The 15,904-nt window shown below is 61.3% G+C and carries 12 protein-coding genes, 1 tRNA gene and 1 pseudogene; 5 read left to right on the top strand and 9 right to left on the bottom strand.

Annotated elements, in window-relative coordinates; genetic code table 11:
* Window positions 1-22 precede the first annotated feature (22 nt).
* Together Q8K09_RS07445 and Q8K09_RS07440 are read left to right on the top strand one after the other, a co-directional pair.
* Window positions 23-496 carry a flagella synthesis protein FlgN gene (locus tag Q8K09_RS07445; RefSeq protein ID WP_305254329.1) on the top strand — a complete coding sequence of 158 codons (474 nt, stop codon included), beginning with the start codon at window positions 23-25 and terminating at the stop codon, window positions 494-496.
* A gap of 82 nt (window positions 497-578) precedes the next feature.
* Window positions 579-1,328 carry a flagellar brake protein gene (locus tag Q8K09_RS07440; RefSeq protein WP_305254328.1) on the top strand — a complete coding sequence of 250 codons (750 nt, stop codon included), beginning with the start codon at window positions 579-581 and terminating at the stop codon, window positions 1,326-1,328.
* Between the two features lie 224 nt (window positions 1,329-1,552).
* On the opposite strand, the gene Q8K09_RS07435 is transcribed toward Q8K09_RS07440, so the two are convergent.
* The 4 genes from Q8K09_RS07435 to Q8K09_RS07420 all read right to left on the bottom strand — a co-directional run bounded on the left by Q8K09_RS07435 (window position 1,553) and on the right by Q8K09_RS07420 (window position 5,609).
* Window positions 1,553-2,170 (bottom strand): TIGR04282 family arsenosugar biosynthesis glycosyltransferase, encoded by a 618-nt coding sequence (locus Q8K09_RS07435; RefSeq protein WP_305254327.1) that lies wholly within the window; start codon window positions 2,168-2,170, stop codon window positions 1,553-1,555.
* Window positions 2,167-2,859, bottom strand: a complete 693-nt coding sequence (locus Q8K09_RS07430; protein WP_305254326.1) for a TIGR04283 family arsenosugar biosynthesis glycosyltransferase — start codon at window positions 2,857-2,859, stop codon at window positions 2,167-2,169. Before Q8K09_RS07430 ends, Q8K09_RS07435 begins: the two co-directional genes overlap by 4 nt.
* The gene (locus tag Q8K09_RS07425) at window positions 2,856-4,187 is read right to left on the bottom strand and encodes an MFS transporter (RefSeq protein WP_305254325.1); all 1,332 of its coding nucleotides are present in this window, start codon (window positions 4,185-4,187) and stop codon (window positions 2,856-2,858) included. The genes Q8K09_RS07430 and Q8K09_RS07425 overlap by 4 nt, the downstream gene beginning before the upstream one ends.
* 180 nt (window positions 4,188-4,367) lie before the next feature.
* Window positions 4,368-5,609: a glutamine synthetase family protein gene (locus Q8K09_RS07420; protein WP_305254402.1), complete on the bottom strand. Its 1,242-nt coding sequence runs from the start codon at window positions 5,607-5,609 to the stop codon at window positions 4,368-4,370.
* A gap of 440 nt (window positions 5,610-6,049) precedes the next feature.
* Between Q8K09_RS07420 and Q8K09_RS07415 the strand changes: the two genes are divergently transcribed.
* Window positions 6,050-6,403, top strand: coding sequence for a phage infection protein (locus tag Q8K09_RS07415; protein WP_305254324.1), 354 nt, complete (start codon window positions 6,050-6,052; stop codon window positions 6,401-6,403).
* A 73-nt stretch (window positions 6,404-6,476) separates the two neighbouring features.
* On the opposite strand, the gene Q8K09_RS07410 is transcribed toward Q8K09_RS07415, so the two are convergent.
* Window positions 6,477-7,124: a YceH family protein gene (locus tag Q8K09_RS07410; RefSeq protein ID WP_305254323.1), complete on the bottom strand. Its 648-nt coding sequence runs from the start codon at window positions 7,122-7,124 to the stop codon at window positions 6,477-6,479.
* A 312-nt stretch (window positions 7,125-7,436) separates the two neighbouring features.
* Between Q8K09_RS07410 and sstT the strand changes: the two are divergent.
* Window positions 7,437-8,661: pseudogene (gene sstT / locus Q8K09_RS07405) on the top strand (serine/threonine transporter SstT).
* A gap of 82 nt (window positions 8,662-8,743) precedes the next feature.
* On the opposite strand, the gene Q8K09_RS07400 reads toward sstT, so the two are convergent.
* Window positions 8,744-8,818 (bottom strand) — tRNA-Arg (locus Q8K09_RS07400).
* 122 nt (window positions 8,819-8,940) lie between these two features.
* Between Q8K09_RS07400 and Q8K09_RS07395 the strand changes: the two genes are divergently transcribed.
* Window positions 8,941-9,414, top strand: coding sequence for a GNAT family N-acetyltransferase (locus Q8K09_RS07395; protein WP_305254322.1), 474 nt, complete (start codon window positions 8,941-8,943; stop codon window positions 9,412-9,414).
* 200 nt (window positions 9,415-9,614) lie between these two features.
* Here Q8K09_RS07395 and Q8K09_RS07390 read toward each other — a convergent pair whose 3' ends face one another.
* The 3 genes from Q8K09_RS07390 to Q8K09_RS07380 all read right to left on the bottom strand — a co-directional run bounded on the left by Q8K09_RS07390 (window position 9,615) and on the right by Q8K09_RS07380 (window position 15,869).
* Window positions 9,615-11,012, bottom strand: a complete 1,398-nt coding sequence (locus Q8K09_RS07390) for a sodium-dependent transporter (RefSeq protein ID WP_305254321.1) — start codon at window positions 11,010-11,012, stop codon at window positions 9,615-9,617.
* Between the two features lie 119 nt (window positions 11,013-11,131).
* Window positions 11,132-12,190, bottom strand: coding sequence for a Glu/Leu/Phe/Val dehydrogenase dimerization domain-containing protein (locus tag Q8K09_RS07385; protein ID WP_305254320.1), 1,059 nt, complete (start codon window positions 12,188-12,190; stop codon window positions 11,132-11,134).
* A gap of 211 nt (window positions 12,191-12,401) precedes the next feature.
* On the bottom strand, window positions 12,402-15,869 hold the full coding sequence (locus tag Q8K09_RS07380) for an indolepyruvate ferredoxin oxidoreductase family protein (RefSeq protein ID WP_305254319.1): 3,468 nt from the start codon (window positions 15,867-15,869) through the stop codon (window positions 12,402-12,404).
* Between the last annotated feature and the right edge of the window lie 35 nt (window positions 15,870-15,904).

The raw sequence follows: 15,904 nt of genomic DNA, 5'->3' as shown, positions 1-15,904 counted from the left end.
CGCTAACATCTGAGAGCCTGCTATGCACGACACCACCTTGCTTGAGCTTTTCAACGACGATATCGGCAGCGCCGAGCAATTGCTCGAACTGCTCGATGACGAATTCCAGGCCCTCGGCGAGCGCGATCTGGTTCGCCTGCAAAGCATTCTGGAAAACAAACAACCGCTACTGATAAAACTCGACCAACACGGACGGACGCGCAGTCAACTGTTGATCAGTCTGCAACTGAGCGCGGATCGCGCCGGCCTGCAAGCCCTTGCCGAACGCTCCAGCTCCAGCCAAGGCGCCGAACTGCTTGAGCGCGGCGACCAGTTGCAGGCGCTGCTAGAACGCTGCCAAGCGGGCAACTTGCGTAATGGCCGCCTGATTCGTTCCAACCAGACCTCAGCCCGCACCATGCTCGGCATTCTTCGTGGCGGCGAAACCCCCAGCCTCTATGACAGCCGCGGCAGTACCGCTAGAATCGCCCAGCAGCGCCCGCTTAGTCAGGCCTGAACACTTATAACAAGGCACAGGGAAATGCTGCCACAAGGCCGGCATCCTAGCGTCATCGTACTTGCCTGGAGATTTCTGGACCGTGTCCAACCCCTTTTCCGAGGATGATGGCCCGCAACCACCGAAGGTTCTCAAAGCCCCCGTGGAAATCGTCGCCAATCTGCGTCAGCTGCAACAGCACCACGACCCGCTGGTCATCACCTTCCACGAGCGCAGCCAACGTTTCCAGAGCTACCTGATCGAAATTGATCGCGACAAGAACCGTCTGATTCTTGACGAAATGATCCCGAACAATGCTGAGCGCTTTCTGCAAAATGGCGAACCCTTTAACATCGAGGCGTTCCATGAAGGCGTGCGGGTGGCCTGGCAATGCCTGCAGCCGGTAAAGATAGAAGAACATCAGGGCGCGCGCTGCTACTACAGCCCGATACCCGAAGAAGTGCATTACTACCAGCGTCGCAATGCCTACAGGGCACCAATCAAGCAATCCGAACTGGTCAAGATCGAACTGGCCGGCGCCAAGTTGCGCAGCCCCATCACAGGGCAACTGCTGGATATTTCCGCCACAGGCTGCAAGTTGCGCTTGCCAGGCAATGTCGCGGGCAGCCTGCATTCAGGTCAGGTGTATGAGCGCTTTACCGCCAACCTGCCCTTCGGCGCGATGATGACTGCCGTAGAGCTGCGCCACGTGGAGTATGCAGAGAGTCTCGACACGACCTTTGCTGGCGTTCGCTTCCATCGCATGAGCGGCCTGGTGCAACGTCAGGTTGAGCGCTTCGTCTACCAACTGCAGCGTGATGCCCGCCGCTTCGATAGCGACGGTTTGTTCTAGCAGCCACCGTTATCGTGGCGCACCGCCTAAATCACCACGCGAGCTAACCGGGTAATTCTACGGCTCGCGGCCAAGGCCCCTCCTACGGTGCGGTAGCGCTCTTGTGGGAGGGGCTTGGCCGCGAATGACGCAGCGACCACAACAAACAGGAGATCACTGTGTTTGTCTAGGCGTGCGGCCCCACCAGAGGGAAGAAGGACGACCAACTGGCCGCGAACGATCGCTCAGACCTCGACCCGAATACCCAGTGTCGCCAGGCGCGGCAGGTCTTCAGGGCGATCAACATCCCATAAGGCCGGCAATAGCTGATGCCCCCAGTCCAGCTGCTGCAGTCGCTCGCAGGTCATGCTCAACACCTGGTCGGTTCCCCAGGGTATGGCGTGGAACAGCACGTGATCGACGCAGCGCAAGCCGAGCAGCACATAACCACCATCCTCGGCTGGCCCCACGACTACCGGCTGCCCGTGCAAGGCTGCGCAAGCAGCGCTGAGGTAGTCGCCATCCAGTGCCGGGCAGTCGTTGCCGATCAGCACCACGGCATCGCTTTCCACCAGACCCAAGGTCGCGATAAGGCGCATGCGCTCACCCAGGTCGCCAGCGGGCTGCTCAACCAGCGTCCAGTTCAACCGGGCGGCAAGCGCCTGCAGCTCGACATCAGGGATATCATCCAGCCACAAAAACCGCTGACTGAACCCCTCCGGGGGAAGCTGCAGTGCGCGCTCAAGCAACAGTCGTTGCAGATCGCATGCGCCCTCGTCGCCCAGCACAGGAATCAGCCGGGTTTTGACCCGACCGGGTACAGGCGCACGTGCCAGCATGTGTAACGAAATAGACAGATTCATTGCGGTGGCCCTCGATGATACTGCTGCGCCAACTGGTCAGGGCTGGCGCCACAGTAGTAGGCCAGCCGCAGACGCCACATCAACAACACGGTACGCCAAATGCCGTTTTGCTCCCAGCGCCTGCTTGATGTTGACAGCGCAGGGCGCAAGCAACATGGACGCACTCGTTGCTTCAGGCGCCTGCTGAGCTCGATGTCTTCCATCAAGGGGATATCCGCATAACCACCCAGTGCTGCAAACGACTCGCGGGCGACAAAGATCGCCTGATCGCCCGATGCCACACCCGTCAACCGCGAGCGCAGATTGATCATCGTACCGATCACGCGCAAAGCCAGGCCACTACCCGACAAACGCACATCGAAACGCCCCCAGATCGGTCGCTCAGCCAATGCCGCCAACAAGCGCTGAATTGACTCAGCGCTGACCCGGGTGTCGGCATGCACGAACCACAGATACTCAGATACCGCGTTTGCGGCGCCGGCGTTCATTTGCCGGGCGCGCCCCGCGCTCGCCTCGAGCACCTGGTCAGCCTGCATAGCCGCCAACGCGCAAGTTGCGTCGCTGCTGCCACCATCCACCACAATCAGCTGAGCACCCGCCGCACGCAACGGCGCCAGATCAGCCAGCAACAAAGGCAGCGCCGCCGCCTCATTGCGCACCGGGATAATCACGCTGAGTAACGGCGTCACGGCCGTGGTGCCTGCTCATCCGGATCGACACCATCAACCGCTCCAGCGGCGGGCATCTCGGCGGCATTGCCGTCGAGCATCTGATCCTGCACGACCTGCTCGTCGACCCGTGGATCAAGGGCAGCAACCAGGGGTGAGCTGGTCATGTTGTCCGGCATCGCAATGTGATGCAGTGGCGCATCGTCGACCTGGTGCAGGTGACTGACTTTATCCGGGCGCACTCGCCAGATCAGAATCAGGGCCGAGCAACAGATGAAGGCATACAGCATGTTGGCGCCAAAAAAGCGCATCAATACGCCAGCCAACAATGGGCCAATACTGGCGCCGATACCGAAGGTAACCAGCAGCATGGCAGTCAGCGAGACGCGCAGCTCGCCCTCGACATGGTCGTTGGCAAAAGCCACGGCCAGAGGGTAGAGGCTGAACTTCAACAACCCGATGACGAAACCGACACCGAGCAATACCCATAAGTCCGCTGCGGGCATCAAGGCCAGAGGCAGTGCCGCCAGAGCCAATAGCACCGCACAGCCACGGATCAGGCCAGCCCGATCATAGCGATCCGACAGCCAGCCGAGCGGCCACTGCACCACCAAACCGGCAAAAATGCAGCTACCCATGAACAGACCGACCTGCTCAGTGGATAAGCCCATGCGAGTCGCATAGAGCGGCGCCAAACCATAGAACGAGCCAATCATCAAGCCGGCAACGCCAATGGTGGTCAGCGACAAAGGCACCCGTTTGATAAAAAAGCGCAACTCCAGTGAAGCTGGACGCATGGGCGCCGGGTGTAACCTGCGGGTCAATGCCACGGGCACCAGGCACAGGGCAAAACACAGCGCCACCAGCATCAGCAGTTCGAGGCCAAGGGTCGGATGGACTACCAATACCAACTGCCCGAGAATCAATCCCAGGTAGGAAGCAGCCATATAGCCGGAAAAGACCTGACCGCGCTGGCTGGTTTCCGCCTGCTCATTGAGCCAGCTCTCGATCACCATGTACTGGCACATCATGGCCAGACCCACCAGCATGCGCAGCAGCAGCCAGGCAGGCAACCAGTCAGTCAGGCCATGACCCAGCACGGCAGCCGTAACAACCCCGGCACAGGCCACATAAGCGCGAATATGCCCGACCCGACCGATCAGCCGGTGTCCCAGCTTGCCGCCTAGTACCAGGCCGATATAGTTGGCTGCCATCAAGGCACCCACCCATAGACCGTCCACCGTTTCAGACAAGCGCAACGCCAGGTAGGTACTCAATAGACCCGAGCCCAGCAGCATCAACAGGGTGGCAAAATACAACGAACGAAAAGACTTCCAGATAAGGCGCATGACTCTGCGAATAACTCCTGATGGACAACGGAACCGCTCAATACGAACGGCGCGGCGGCGATAACCGCACAAATTAATACATGTATGGAACATACAGCGCAGGACGCAAAGCCCGAATGCATTGCCCCTCGTGCCTGCTCATGGCACTTGACTGCAATGCGGATTACTCAGGTTATTGAATTAGGCCTGGGCGGCGAGAATGCGCCGCTCCCAAGGCGTGATCTCGTCAAAGTAACTGCTTAATTCCAGGGTCTTGCTGGCGATGTAGCCTTCGATGAATTCCTCACCAAACAGTTCTACGGCTAATCGACTATTTCTCAGACGCTCGATAGCGGCATGCATGGTACAGGGTAGCGTCAATTTATCTGGCACCTCGAACTCTCCCTGGATCGGCGCACTTGGCTGCAACTGCTGCTCAAGGCCATGGAGACCGGCAGCCAAGCTAGCGGCCAATGCCAGATAGGGGTTGGCATCGGCACCTGGCAGGCGGTTCTCTACCCGTCGCGCCACCGGCGCACTGGCTGGAATCCGCAAACCTGCAGCGCGGTTATCTTCCGACCAACAGGCATTATTCGGCGACGCAAAAGGATGGCAAAGCCGCTGATAGGAGTTCACATGCGGCGCGAACAGCAGGGTGAAGTCCGCCAGCGCCGCTTGCTGGCCGGCGATGAAGTGATAGAAAGCTGGCGTCGCCTGGCCGTCCGCAGCACTGAAGATATTACTGCCACTGTCCCGCTCAACCACACTCTGGTGAATGTGCATGGAGCTACCCGCGGTATGGGCCAGCGGCTTGGCCATGCACACCACTGTCAGCCCATGCTTGAGGGCGACCTCCTTGAGCAGGTGTTTGAACAGGAAGGTCTGATCGGCCAACTGCACGGGGTCACCATGTAGCAGATTGATCTCGAACTGACTGACGCCCATCTCGTGCATAAAGGTATCGCGCGGTAATTCCAGCGCAGCCATACACCGATAGACCTCACTGAAGAACGGCCGCAGACCGTTATTCGAGCTGATGCTGAAGGCACTGCCGCCGTCCTCGCGCCGACCATCCAGGCCTACGGGCGGCTGAAACGCCTGCTGCGGATCAGGGTTAGGCGCAAACACGAAAAATTCCAACTCGGTTGCCACCACGGGCTGCCAACCATGAGCCGCATAGTTCGCCACCACCTGCTTGAGCAGGCCTCGGGTCGACAAGCCGGAGCTGCGACCATCAAGCTCATCGGCATCGCAGATCGCCAGCGCACGCGGCGGATCGCTCCAGGGCAGGCGGTGGACCTGGGTCGGCTCGGCATTCAGCGCCAGGTCGCCGTCGTCGCCGCCATAGAAACGCGGTGGCGGGTAACCGCCCATGATGCACTGCAGCAGCACACCGCGGGCCAGCTGCAAACGCCGGCCTTCAAGAAAACCTTCGGTGGTCATCACCTTGCCACGCGGTACACCGTTCAGATCCGGGGTCACGCATTCGACTTCATCGATACCGCGCAGTAGCTCGGCCATGGCAGTGCGGCTGAGGGCGTTCATTGGCTGTGGTCCTTGAATGTGGCCGGAGACGGACGGCTATGCGTACAAAATACGCAGCGCCCGTTCAGTATTTCAAGCAAAGCTACTATTGCGATCAGGCGCTGTACCACGCCCCGGGTAAACACATCTAATAAATAGATAGTAAAGACCAAGCCAACTGCGTCATTGCCAGTCCCCAAAAGGTCCTTTTAAAGCACTTGTAACGGCCGTTATAGAGCGGCTAAACCTTACTATCAAGCGCATCGATTATTACCATGCCCAGACGCAACTTCTTCATCAGTTTTTCATCGGTAGTATGGCCCTCGTAGTCACTTACCGCCCTCACGAGGAGCCTGAACATGAAAAAGCAAATGATCACCGCACTGTTCCTGACCAGCCTGACCGCTAGCGCATTCGCCTTGCCGCAAGGCAGCCCTCAACCCCTGCTTGGCGAAGCCCAAGACAGCAGCGTCAAATCAGTTATTGGTTTTGGTAACACTCCGCTGGCCGAAGGTGGCGCCGAACGCCTGCAACAGCGCCTACGTGTCGCCGAAGATGGCGCCGATCGGGTAGGCCCCAATCGTCTCGCCGAAGGTGGCGCTGAACGCCTGCAACAGCGCCTGCGTGTCGCCGAGGATGGCGCCGATCGGGTAGGCCCCAATCGTCTCGCCGAAGGTGGCGCTGAACGTACCCCAGGCCAGCGCATTGGCTAACGCCCCGAGCGATGAGACATGAGCCGCCCCGAAAAAGGTGCCCGAATGGGCACCTTTTACACGCCTGAGCGTTTTACTCCAATTGCGCCAGCCGCTCTTCCAGGGCCGCAATCCGGGCCTCCAATACATCCAGGCGAGTTTCATGCTGGGCATTGGTGGTCGCCCGTTCCGGCTCACTGGCCCGCGCCTCCATGGCTGCCTGCATATCTGCCGGATCGCCCAGCACGTGCATATAGCGCTCTTCGCGCTGCCCCGCTTGGCGCGGTAACAGGCAGATCAGGCCGCGACTGATCAGCCGCTCCAGGTTGTGCTGCACCTGCGCCGCATCTTCGAACGTGTACATGCGACTACTGCGCGTAAGCAATTCGTTGACCGTTTGCGGCCCGCGTAACAGCAACAAGCCTACCAAGACGACTTGCGCTGCCACCAATTCCAGCGCTTTGTCAGTACGGTGTTCCCAGCGATCCGCTCGACTGCCCATCACCAGGCGCGTCAGCCCTCGGCCCTCAAGGCTGCGCAAACCCTGGCCGACCTGTCCGGCATTGAGGTTCATCAAGGGTTCGCGGCTGGTTTTCTGGTTGCAGGCCAGTACCAGGGCATTGAGGGTCAGCGGGTAAACCTCTGGAGTGGTCGCCTGCTTTTCGATCAGGCAGCCCAGAACTCGAGCTTCTGTGGTCGTCAGCGGCACATCGATCGACGGGGTTGGGGTTTCGCTGGTCATGGTAATTCTCTAAGGCTCGGGCATGGCACTGATGCCGTGTCACTCATGATATGTCGGATCACAGCACGTGGGGCCGCGCAGGTTGGCGGCACCAGCATGCGAACGGTCAGATAGCACTGTCGTGACACTAGCCTAGCAGTCGGGCTGGCCGCCCAACACCTGCAAGCAGGGCTCTGTGCTAAAGTCGCGCGCTATTTTTTGCCAAGGCGCCCTCGCCCCGGCAAATGCCTGACCCACAGCCACGCAGCCAACGCATCCAGGCGTACCCGCTACGCCACACAAGAGATTGCTGGCTCTATTGAGATGCATGTCATGACTGCTGCCAAACGCCCGCTACTGCAGATATTCAACCGCACCAGCCTGGTGCTACAGATCTTTATCGGTCTGCTCGCCGGCATCGCTCTGGCCGTCTTCTTGCCCGAAGCGGCCAGCAGCGTCAGCTTCCTCGGCACGGTGTTCGTTTCGGCCCTGAAAGCCGTGGCGCCGGTACTGGTGTTTATTCTGGTCACCGCCTCGATTGCCAACCACCAACGCGATCAACAAACCCACATCCGGCCGATTCTGCTGCTCTACCTGTTCGGCACCTTCAGCGCAGCACTGATTGCCGTCACCGCCAGTTTCGTATTCCCCTCGAGCCTGACCCTGGTCAGCAACAGTGCCGACCTGACGCCCCCCCGGCGGCATCAGCGAAGTGCTGCAGACCCTGCTGCTCAATGTGGTCGACAACCCGGTCAATGCGCTGCTCAGGGGCAACTTTATCGGCATTCTGGCCTGGGCCGTCGGTCTTGGCCTGGCCTTCCGCCACGCCAGCCCGAGCAGCAAACTGATGCTTGCCGACCTGTCCGCCGGCGTCACCGCGATTGTCAAGTTGGTGATCCGCCTGGCGCCGCTGGGGATCTTCGGCCTGGTGGCTGCGACCCTGGCCGAATCAGGCATGGCAGCGCTGCTCGACTACCTGCACCTGCTGCTGGTATTGGTCGGCTGCATGCTGTTTGTCGCCCTGGTGGTCAACCCGGCTATTGTCTTCTTCAAGCTGCGCCGCAACCCCTACCCGCTGGTCTTCACCTGCCTGCGCGAAAGCGGCCTGACCGCCTTCTTCACCCGCAGCTCGGCGGCCAATATTCCGGTCAACCTGCAGCTGTGCCAGCGCCTGGGCCTGCATGAGGAAACCTATTCGGTCTCGATCCCCCTGGGTGCCACCATCAACATGGCCGGGGCAGCCATCACCATCAGCGTGCTGACGCTGGCTGCGGTGCATACCCTGGGTATCGCCGTGGACCTGCCCACTGCCCTGCTGCTCAGCCTGCTGGCCTCAGTCAGTGCTTGCGGAGCCTCGGGCGTGGCCGGCGGCTCGCTGCTGCTGATCCCTCTAGCCTGCAGCCTGTTCGGCATCCCCAATGACGTGGCCATGCAGGTGGTGGCGGTGGGCTTTATCATCGGCATCGTCCAGGATTCGGCGGAAACCGCGCTGAACTCCTCCACCGACGTACTGTTTACCGCCACGGCCTGCATCAGCGAGGCACAGCGCCAGGCTTGATAAGGCGCCGCAACGAAAAAAGGCTTACGCAGTGCGTAAGCCTTTTTTGTTGGTTATTGCACGGTGTACATAACCTGTTGTTTGGCGTCCCCTGCTGGAATCGAACCAGCATCTAGCCCTTAGGAGGGGCTTGTTCTATCCCTTGAACTAAGGGGACTTTTTGCGCGCTGGCTGCACAAGCCACCAGCCGGGCCGCATCTTAGCGAGCCTGCGCGGTTTTGTCATGTCACTGCCATCAAGCCTTGAGCATACTCCTGCTGAATCAGCACGGAGATTGCCATGAAACAGGTACGCCTCTCGCCAGACTCGCCTTTCACCACCATCAGCCTGCGCGCCGCCAGCGTCACCGACGCCGCTGCCCTGGCCGCCTTGCTGCAGCAACTGGCTCCGCAAGAACCGCGCCCCGACGCCAAGCTACTGGCCTTGCGCCTGACCGAGCTGCCGATCAACCGCGCAGTGCTGGTGGCCGAGCGCAATGGCAAGCTGCTGGGCACCTGCACGCTCAATCTGATCGAACACCTGGCGCACAACTTCGCCCGCTCGGCGGTGCTCGAGGATGTGGTGGTAGATGCCGACGCCCGCGGCCTGGGTGTCGGTCGGGCGCTGATGGGCAAAGCCGTTGAGCGCGCGCGCAGTTGGGGTTGCTACAAGTTGGCGCTGTCCAGCAACCAGAGCCGTGAGGCCGCCCATCGTTTCTACGCCGAGCTGGGATTCAAGCCTCATGGCATCAGCCTGGCCCTGGCCCTGGACTGAGACAGGCGCATGGATTCAGCATCTCGGCACGGCCCTTCGCGGCCAAGGCCCCTCCTACGCAGATCTAGGTTTTGTTGTGGGAGGGGACTTATGCACGATTATTTGATGGGGCCTGCGGCCATTCGCGGCTAAAACGGCGAAGGTGGACAAGCCTCACACTGCCCACCTTCGCACCAGACACACCCCGGGACGACTAACGCTTATGCGAACAGCCCGAGGGTGTGCAGGAACACCACCAGAATCCCGACTGGCGTGACCCAGCGCAGCAGCTGCCACCACAGCTTGAACAATCGCGCATGACCAACGCCCAAGGCTTCCTGCACCGTTGCACGGCTCAACGCCCAACCGGTGAACAGCACCGTTCCCAGCCCGCCGAGCGGCATCATCAGGTTGGTGGTCAGGTAATCCAGGCTGTCGAAGAAGGTCTTGCCGAACAGGGTGAATTCCGCCCAGGCGTTGAACGACAGCACCGTACCCAGGCTCAACAACCACAGCGCCAGGCCACTCAACAGCACGGCCTTGAGCCGACTGATCGCAAATTTTTCACACAGCCAGGTAATGGTCGGCTCGCTCAGCGAGATTGCCGAGGTCAGCGCGGCGAGTGCCAGCATGATAAAGAACAGACCACCGATTACCTGGCCGAACGGCATCTGGCCGAAGGCGATAGGCAGGGTGACGAAGATCAACCCGGGGCCGGCGCCTGGCTCCAGGCCGTTGGCAAACACCAGCGGGAAGATCGCCAGGCCAGCGAGCAAAGCCACCCCGGTATCAGCCAGGGCCACCATCAGCGAGGTCTTGACGATGGACGTACCGGCCGGCAGATAAGAGCCGTAGACCATCATCGCACCGCTTGCCAGACTGAGAGTGAAGAACGCATGCCCCAGCGCCACCAGCACGCTCTGCGCACTGAGCTTGCTGAAGTCGGCGTCAAACAGAAAGTGCACGGCCTCGAGGAAATGCCCGGTAGTGGCGGCATAGCCCACCAGAATCAACAGCAGCACGAACAATCCCGGCATCATGAACCGCAGTGCACGCTCCAGGCCTTCGCGTACGCCCAGGGCGACGATGCCCAGGGTCAGTAGCAATACCAGGGTGCCGTAACCGGCCAGCTTCCAGGGGTCGCCGAGCATGGCGCCGAACAAGGCGCCACTGCTCTCGCCGTCCAGCCCGGCGAAACTGCCCATGGCCGCCGCTGGCGCATAGGCCAGGGCCCAACCGGCCACTACTGCGTAGAAACTAAGGATGAGAAAACCGGTAAGCACCGCCAGCGTGCCCAGCCAGCGCCAATGACGACTGGCGCCCGCCTGCCTGGCCACGGCAGCGAAGGCGCCCTCGGGGTTGGCCCGGCCGCGACGACCGATCATCACCTCGGCCATCAACAGCGGAATGCCAATGGCCAGAATACAGGCCAGGTAGACCAGGACGAAGGCGCCGCCGCCGTTCTCCCCGGTGATATAGGGAAACTTCCAGATATTGCCCAGGCCCACTGCTGAACCGGTGGCGGCGAGAAAGAATACCCAGCGCGACGACCAAAGGCCGCGCGCGGCTGAACTGCTGACGGGGCCGGCACTGGCGCCGGCGATGCTGTCTTGACTCATTGGGTTTTACCCTCTTGTTGTTGTGGAAAAAGTTGGGTTGAGCGCAGCGATACCCAACAAAGGACGCTCAGGGCGCCACCAGACACCTCTGGTGCCTGGTGCGCACGGCGCACCCTACGTCATACGCCGCAGTGCAGGCGCTCCTCGGCCAGACGATCGGCGATAGCGGTGGTGGTGGCGCCCTCGCGCTCGGCACGCTGGAAAATCTCCGCCAGGGTCGCGCCGATGCCTTCGATATGCGCCTTGAGCTGTGCGGCGCTGCCGCCGGTGCGCTCGTAGCAGACGTCGATAATGCCGCCGGCATTGATCGCGTAATCCGGCGCGTACAGGCACGCGTTGCGACGCAGGGTTTCCGCCAGGCTGGCATCGGCCAGTTGGTTGTTGGCGGCCCCGGCGATAATCGGTGCGCGCAGGGCTTCCAGGGTTTGCTGGTTGATAATGCCGCCCATGGCGCAGGGCGCGAACACATCGACATCCAGGCCGAAAATTGCCTGCTGGCTGACAGCGGTTGCGCCCAGTTGCTCGACCGCGCGACGCACATTGGCCTCGACGATATCAGTCACCCACAGCTCGGCCCCGGCAGCTTTCAGCTGACGCGCCAGGTCGAAGCCCACCTGCCCTACCCCTTGAATTGCCACTTTCAGGCCGTGCAGATCATCACGGCACAGGCGGTGTTTGACTGCGGCCTGGATGCCGATAAATACGCCGTAGGCGGTGGACGGTGACGGGTCGCCATTGCGCGTACCGCCGGCAAAAGCTTCGCGCAGCTCGGCGCCGGATACGTGGCGGGTGCGCTCGGCCATGATCTGCATTTCCGCAACGCCGGTGCCGGAGTCGGCGGCGGTGATATAGCGGCCGCCGAGGCTGTCGACAAAATCACCCATGGCCTGGAACAGCGCCGCGCTCTTGCCGGTATGCGGGTCGCCGATGATCACCGCCTTGCCGCCGCCCAGTGGCAGGTTGGCCAGGGCCGATTTGTAGGTCATGCCGCGCGACAGGCGCAGCACATCGCGCAGCGCTTCATCGTCATTGGCGTAATTCCACATGCGGCAACCGCCGAGGGCCGGGCCGAGGTTGCTGTTGTGAATGGCGATAATCGCCTTCAGGCCGCTGGCCTGGTCGTGGCCGTAGACCACCTGTTCGTGGTGGTCGAAATCGATATGGGAAAACACGGACATGGGAGTTCCTTGATTGTTCTTGTTGTGAGGGTTGAGGCCTATCAACGTGTAGGAGCCAGGGGGACGCCTAGTTCTTGCTGCGGTCCGGCGGCCTGGCGATCATGGCGTGTCACTGATGCCAGAAAATCGCCAGGCCGCTATCGTTCCCTACGCCTTGCGGCATTCCCCACATCCATGTGGGTCACAGCTGGCTCCTACAGGGGATTGGTTGTCAGGCGGCTGGCTCGAACAGGTGCACCGCCTGAATCTCGCTAACCAACATGCGCGCCTTGAGCTGGCTGCTCTGCTCGCGCACCTTGGCCAGGCTACGTTCCTTGACGTGGCCATAGCCGCGGATCTGCTCCGGTAGCTCGGCCAGGGCCAGTGCGGTGCGGTAGTTGTCGGCATTGAGTTCCTTGAGCAGGTAGTCCAGGTTCTGCTCGTAGTCGTCGATCAGCTGCAGCTCCAGCTTGCGTTCAGCGCTGTAGCCGAACAGGTCCAGCGGTGTGCCACGCAGGAACTTGAACGTGGCCAGTACGCCGAAAGCCTTGAGCATCCAGGCGCCGAACTGACGCTTGCGCGGCACGCCGGTGCTGGCATCCGGCTTGCTCAACCAGCTAGGTGCCAGGTGGAATTCCAGGCGGTAGTCGCCGCTGAACTGCGCCTCCAGCTGACGGATAAAGCTGCCGTCGCTGTACAGCCGCGCCACTTCGTACTCGTCCTTATAGGCCAAGAGCTTGAAGTAGTAACGCGCCACTGCCTTGCTCAACGCTTGGTCAGCGCTGTTGTCGACCTGCTGCACCCGCACCACCTGCTCGCGGTAGCGCTCGGCGTAGGCGGCGTTTTGGTAGGCAGTCAGGCGCACAACGCGGTCAGCGATGATGTCTTCCAGCGTCTGGCAATGGGTTGCTTCGTCCACAGTCGGCTTGGCCAGACGCTCCACGGCGACCGCATCATGGGCCGCTCGACGGCCCCAGAGGAATGCCTGCTGATTGAGCTGCACAGCCACGCCGTTAAGCTCGATGGCCTTGTTGATGGCTTCGGCAGACACCGGCACCAGGCCTTTCTGGTAAGCGAAACCGAGCATAAACAGGTTGGTGGCGATGCTGTCGCCGAGCAGACGCGTGGCCAGGCGGCTGGCGTCGACAAAGTGGGTTTTGCCCGCGCCCACCGCTTCGATCAGTGCCTCGCGCATCGCCGCGCCAGGCACTTGCGCGTCTGGATTACGGGTGAATTCGGCGGTGGCAGCTTCATGGCTGTTGACCACCGCATGGGCGATTTTGTCATTGAGCTTGGCCAGGGCCTCTTCACTGGCCGAGACCACCAGATCGCAACCGAGCAGCAGGTCGGTCTCGCCGGCGGCGATTCGTACGGCAAAGATGTCGTCCTGTTTGGCGGCGACGCGGATATGGGTGATCACCGGGCCGAACTTCTGCGCGAGGCCGGCCTGATCGAGCACGCTGCAGCCCTTGCCTTCGATATGCGCAGCCATGCCGAGCAACGCGCCGACAGTGGTGACGCCACTACCGCCGACACCTGGCAAGAGGATATTCCACGGCCGTTCCAGAGTAGGTTGCCGAGGCTCCGGCAGGGCAATAAACAGCGCGCTCAAACCCACGGCTTCCGGTTTGCGCAGGCTGCCGCCGTGCACAGTGACAAAGCTTGGGCAGAAGCCTTCAACGCAGCTGAAATCCTTGTTGCAGGAATTCTGGTCGATCTCGCGCTTGCGCCCCAGCTCAGTTTCCAGCGGCAGCACCGACAGGCAGTTGGACTTGACGCTGCAATCGCCACAACCCTCACACACTGCCGGGTTGATAAAGGCACGTTTTTGCGGATCGACCAGCTTGCCGCGTTTGCGCCGACGGCGTTTCTCGGTGGCGCAGGTCTGGTCGTAGATAAGCACCGAGCAGCCCTGGAACTCGCGCAACTCGCGCTGCACGGCATCCAGATCACGCCGATGGTGGAAGCTGACGATGGGCGCGAAGGTGGCACGGGTCGGGTATTTCTCCGGCTCGTCGGTGACCAAGGCGATGCGTTTCACCCCTTCGGCGTACACCTGCTGGCTCAGTTGATCGACGCGCAATTCGCCGTCGATCGGCTGGCCGCCGGTCATGGCCACCGCGTCGTTGTAGAGAATTTTGTAGGTGATATTCACCCCGGCGGCCACGGCCGCACGCAGGGCCAGTTGGCCGGAATGAAAGTAGGTGCCGTCGCCGAGGTTCTGGAAGATATGCGGCGTGTCGGTAAACGGCGCCTGGCCGATCCAGGTCGCACCCTCGCCGCCCATCTGGGTAAAGGTGTCGGTGTTGCGGTCCATCCACTGGGTCATGTAGTGGCAACCGATACCGCCCTGGGCGCGGCTGCCTTCCGGCAATTTGGTCGAGGTGTTGTGCGGGCAGCCGGAGCAGAAATGCGGGGTGCGCACAGTGGTGTGTTTAGGCGCAGCCAGCGATGCTTCCTTGGCCGCCAGGAAGGCCAGGCGCTCGTCGATACTGGCGCTGCTGTAGATCGGCGCAAGGCGCTTGGCGATGGCGCGGGCGATCATCGCCGGGGTCAGTTCGGAGAGATTCGGCAGCAGCGAATGGCCGGCTTCGTCGAACTCGCCAACCACCACCGGGCGCTTGCCCACGGGCCAGTTGTAGAGCTGACCGGTGAGTTGGTCTTCGATGATGCCGCGCTTTTCCTCGACCACCAGAATCTCGTCCAGGCCTTCGGCAAACTCATGCACCGATACCGGTTCCAGCGGCCAGCTCATGCCAATCTTCAGCACACGCAGGCCGACTTGTGCACAGAGCGCGTCATCCAGACCGAGGTCATCCAGAGCCTGACGCACGTCGAGGTAGGACTTGCCGGTGGTGATAATGCCTAAGCGCGGGTTGGGCGAGTCGAGTTTGATCTGGTTGAGGTTGTTGGCCAGCGCAAAGGCGCGGGCGGCGTAGATTTTGTAGGTATTGAGGCGTGCTTCCTGGGTCAGGGGCGGGTCCGGCCAGCGGATATATACACCGTCTTCCGGCAGCTGGAAATCCTCGGGAATCTTCACCTGCATGCGCAGCGGATCGACCTCCACCACAGCGGATGAGTCGACGTTTTCGGCGATGGTTTTCAGCGCCACCCAGCAACCGCTGTAGCGTGACAGCTCCCAGCCGATGATGCCGAAATCGAGAATTTCCTGAACGTTGGCCGGGTTGAGCACCGGGATCGAGGCGGCGATAAACGCATGCTCGCTCTGGTTGGCGATGCTCGAAGACTTGCAGCCATGGTCGTCGCCGGCCAGCAGCAGCACGCCGCCATGCTCGGAAACGCCGGCCGAGTTGCCGTGTTTGAACACATCACCGCAGCGGTCCACACCCGGACCTTTGCCGTACCACATGGCAAACACACCGTCGTAACGCGCACCGGGGAACAGGCTGGTCTGCTGGCTGCCCCACACCGAGGTGGCGGCCAATTCTTCGTTGACCCCCGGCTGGAAGTGGATGTGATTCTCTTTGAGGTACTGCTTGGCGTCCCACAGGCTCTTGTCGAGGTTGCCCAGGGGCGAGCCCCGGTAGCCGGAAATAAAGCACGCGGTATTCAGGCCATGGGCGGCGTCGCGTTGCTTCTGCAGCATGGGCAGGCGGGTCAGCGCCTGGGTGCCGGTGAGGTACAGGTGACCAGTGGCAAGGCGGTACTTGTCATCCAGGCGGATCTCGGCCAGAGACATGCTGTCGCTCCTTTTATTTTTATGGAGAGCAAGGC

This window comes from Pseudomonas sp. (genome assembly GCF_030683065.1).
Classification (GTDB): domain Bacteria; phylum Pseudomonadota; class Gammaproteobacteria; order Pseudomonadales; family Pseudomonadaceae; genus Aquipseudomonas.
The sequence above is the reverse complement of the archived record's forward strand: the minus strand, read 5'-3'. Positions and strand labels throughout refer to the sequence as shown.

What these genes read in the sequence shown, in the direction of transcription:
- Q8K09_RS07395 (WP_305254322.1), top strand. Translation starts at nt 8,941, where the DNA reads ATGAAACAGGTACGCCTCTCGCCAGACTCGCCTTTCACCACCATCAGC.
- Q8K09_RS07415 (WP_305254324.1), top strand. Translation starts at nt 6,050, where the DNA reads ATGAAAAAGCAAATGATCACCGCACTGTTCCTGACCAGCCTGACCGCT.
- Q8K09_RS07445 (WP_305254329.1), top strand. Translation starts at nt 23, where the DNA reads ATGCACGACACCACCTTGCTTGAGCTTTTCAACGACGATATCGGCAGC.
- Q8K09_RS07390 (WP_305254321.1), bottom strand. Translation starts at nt 11,012, where the DNA reads ATGAGTCAAGACAGCATCGCCGGCGCCAGTGCCGGCCCCGTCAGCAGT.
- Q8K09_RS07425 (WP_305254325.1), bottom strand. Translation starts at nt 4,187, where the DNA reads ATGCGCCTTATCTGGAAGTCTTTTCGTTCGTTGTATTTTGCCACCCTG.
- Q8K09_RS07380 (WP_305254319.1), bottom strand. Translation starts at nt 15,869, where the DNA reads ATGTCTCTGGCCGAGATCCGCCTGGATGACAAGTACCGCCTTGCCACT.
- Q8K09_RS07420 (WP_305254402.1), bottom strand. Translation starts at nt 5,609, where the DNA reads ATGACCACCGAAGGTTTTCTTGAAGGCCGGCGTTTGCAGCTGGCCCGC.
- Q8K09_RS07410 (WP_305254323.1), bottom strand. Translation starts at nt 7,124, where the DNA reads ATGACCAGCGAAACCCCAACCCCGTCGATCGATGTGCCGCTGACGACC.
- Q8K09_RS07435 (WP_305254327.1), bottom strand. Translation starts at nt 2,170, where the DNA reads ATGAATCTGTCTATTTCGTTACACATGCTGGCACGTGCGCCTGTACCC.
- Q8K09_RS07385 (WP_305254320.1), bottom strand. Translation starts at nt 12,190, where the DNA reads ATGTCCGTGTTTTCCCATATCGATTTCGACCACCACGAACAGGTGGTC.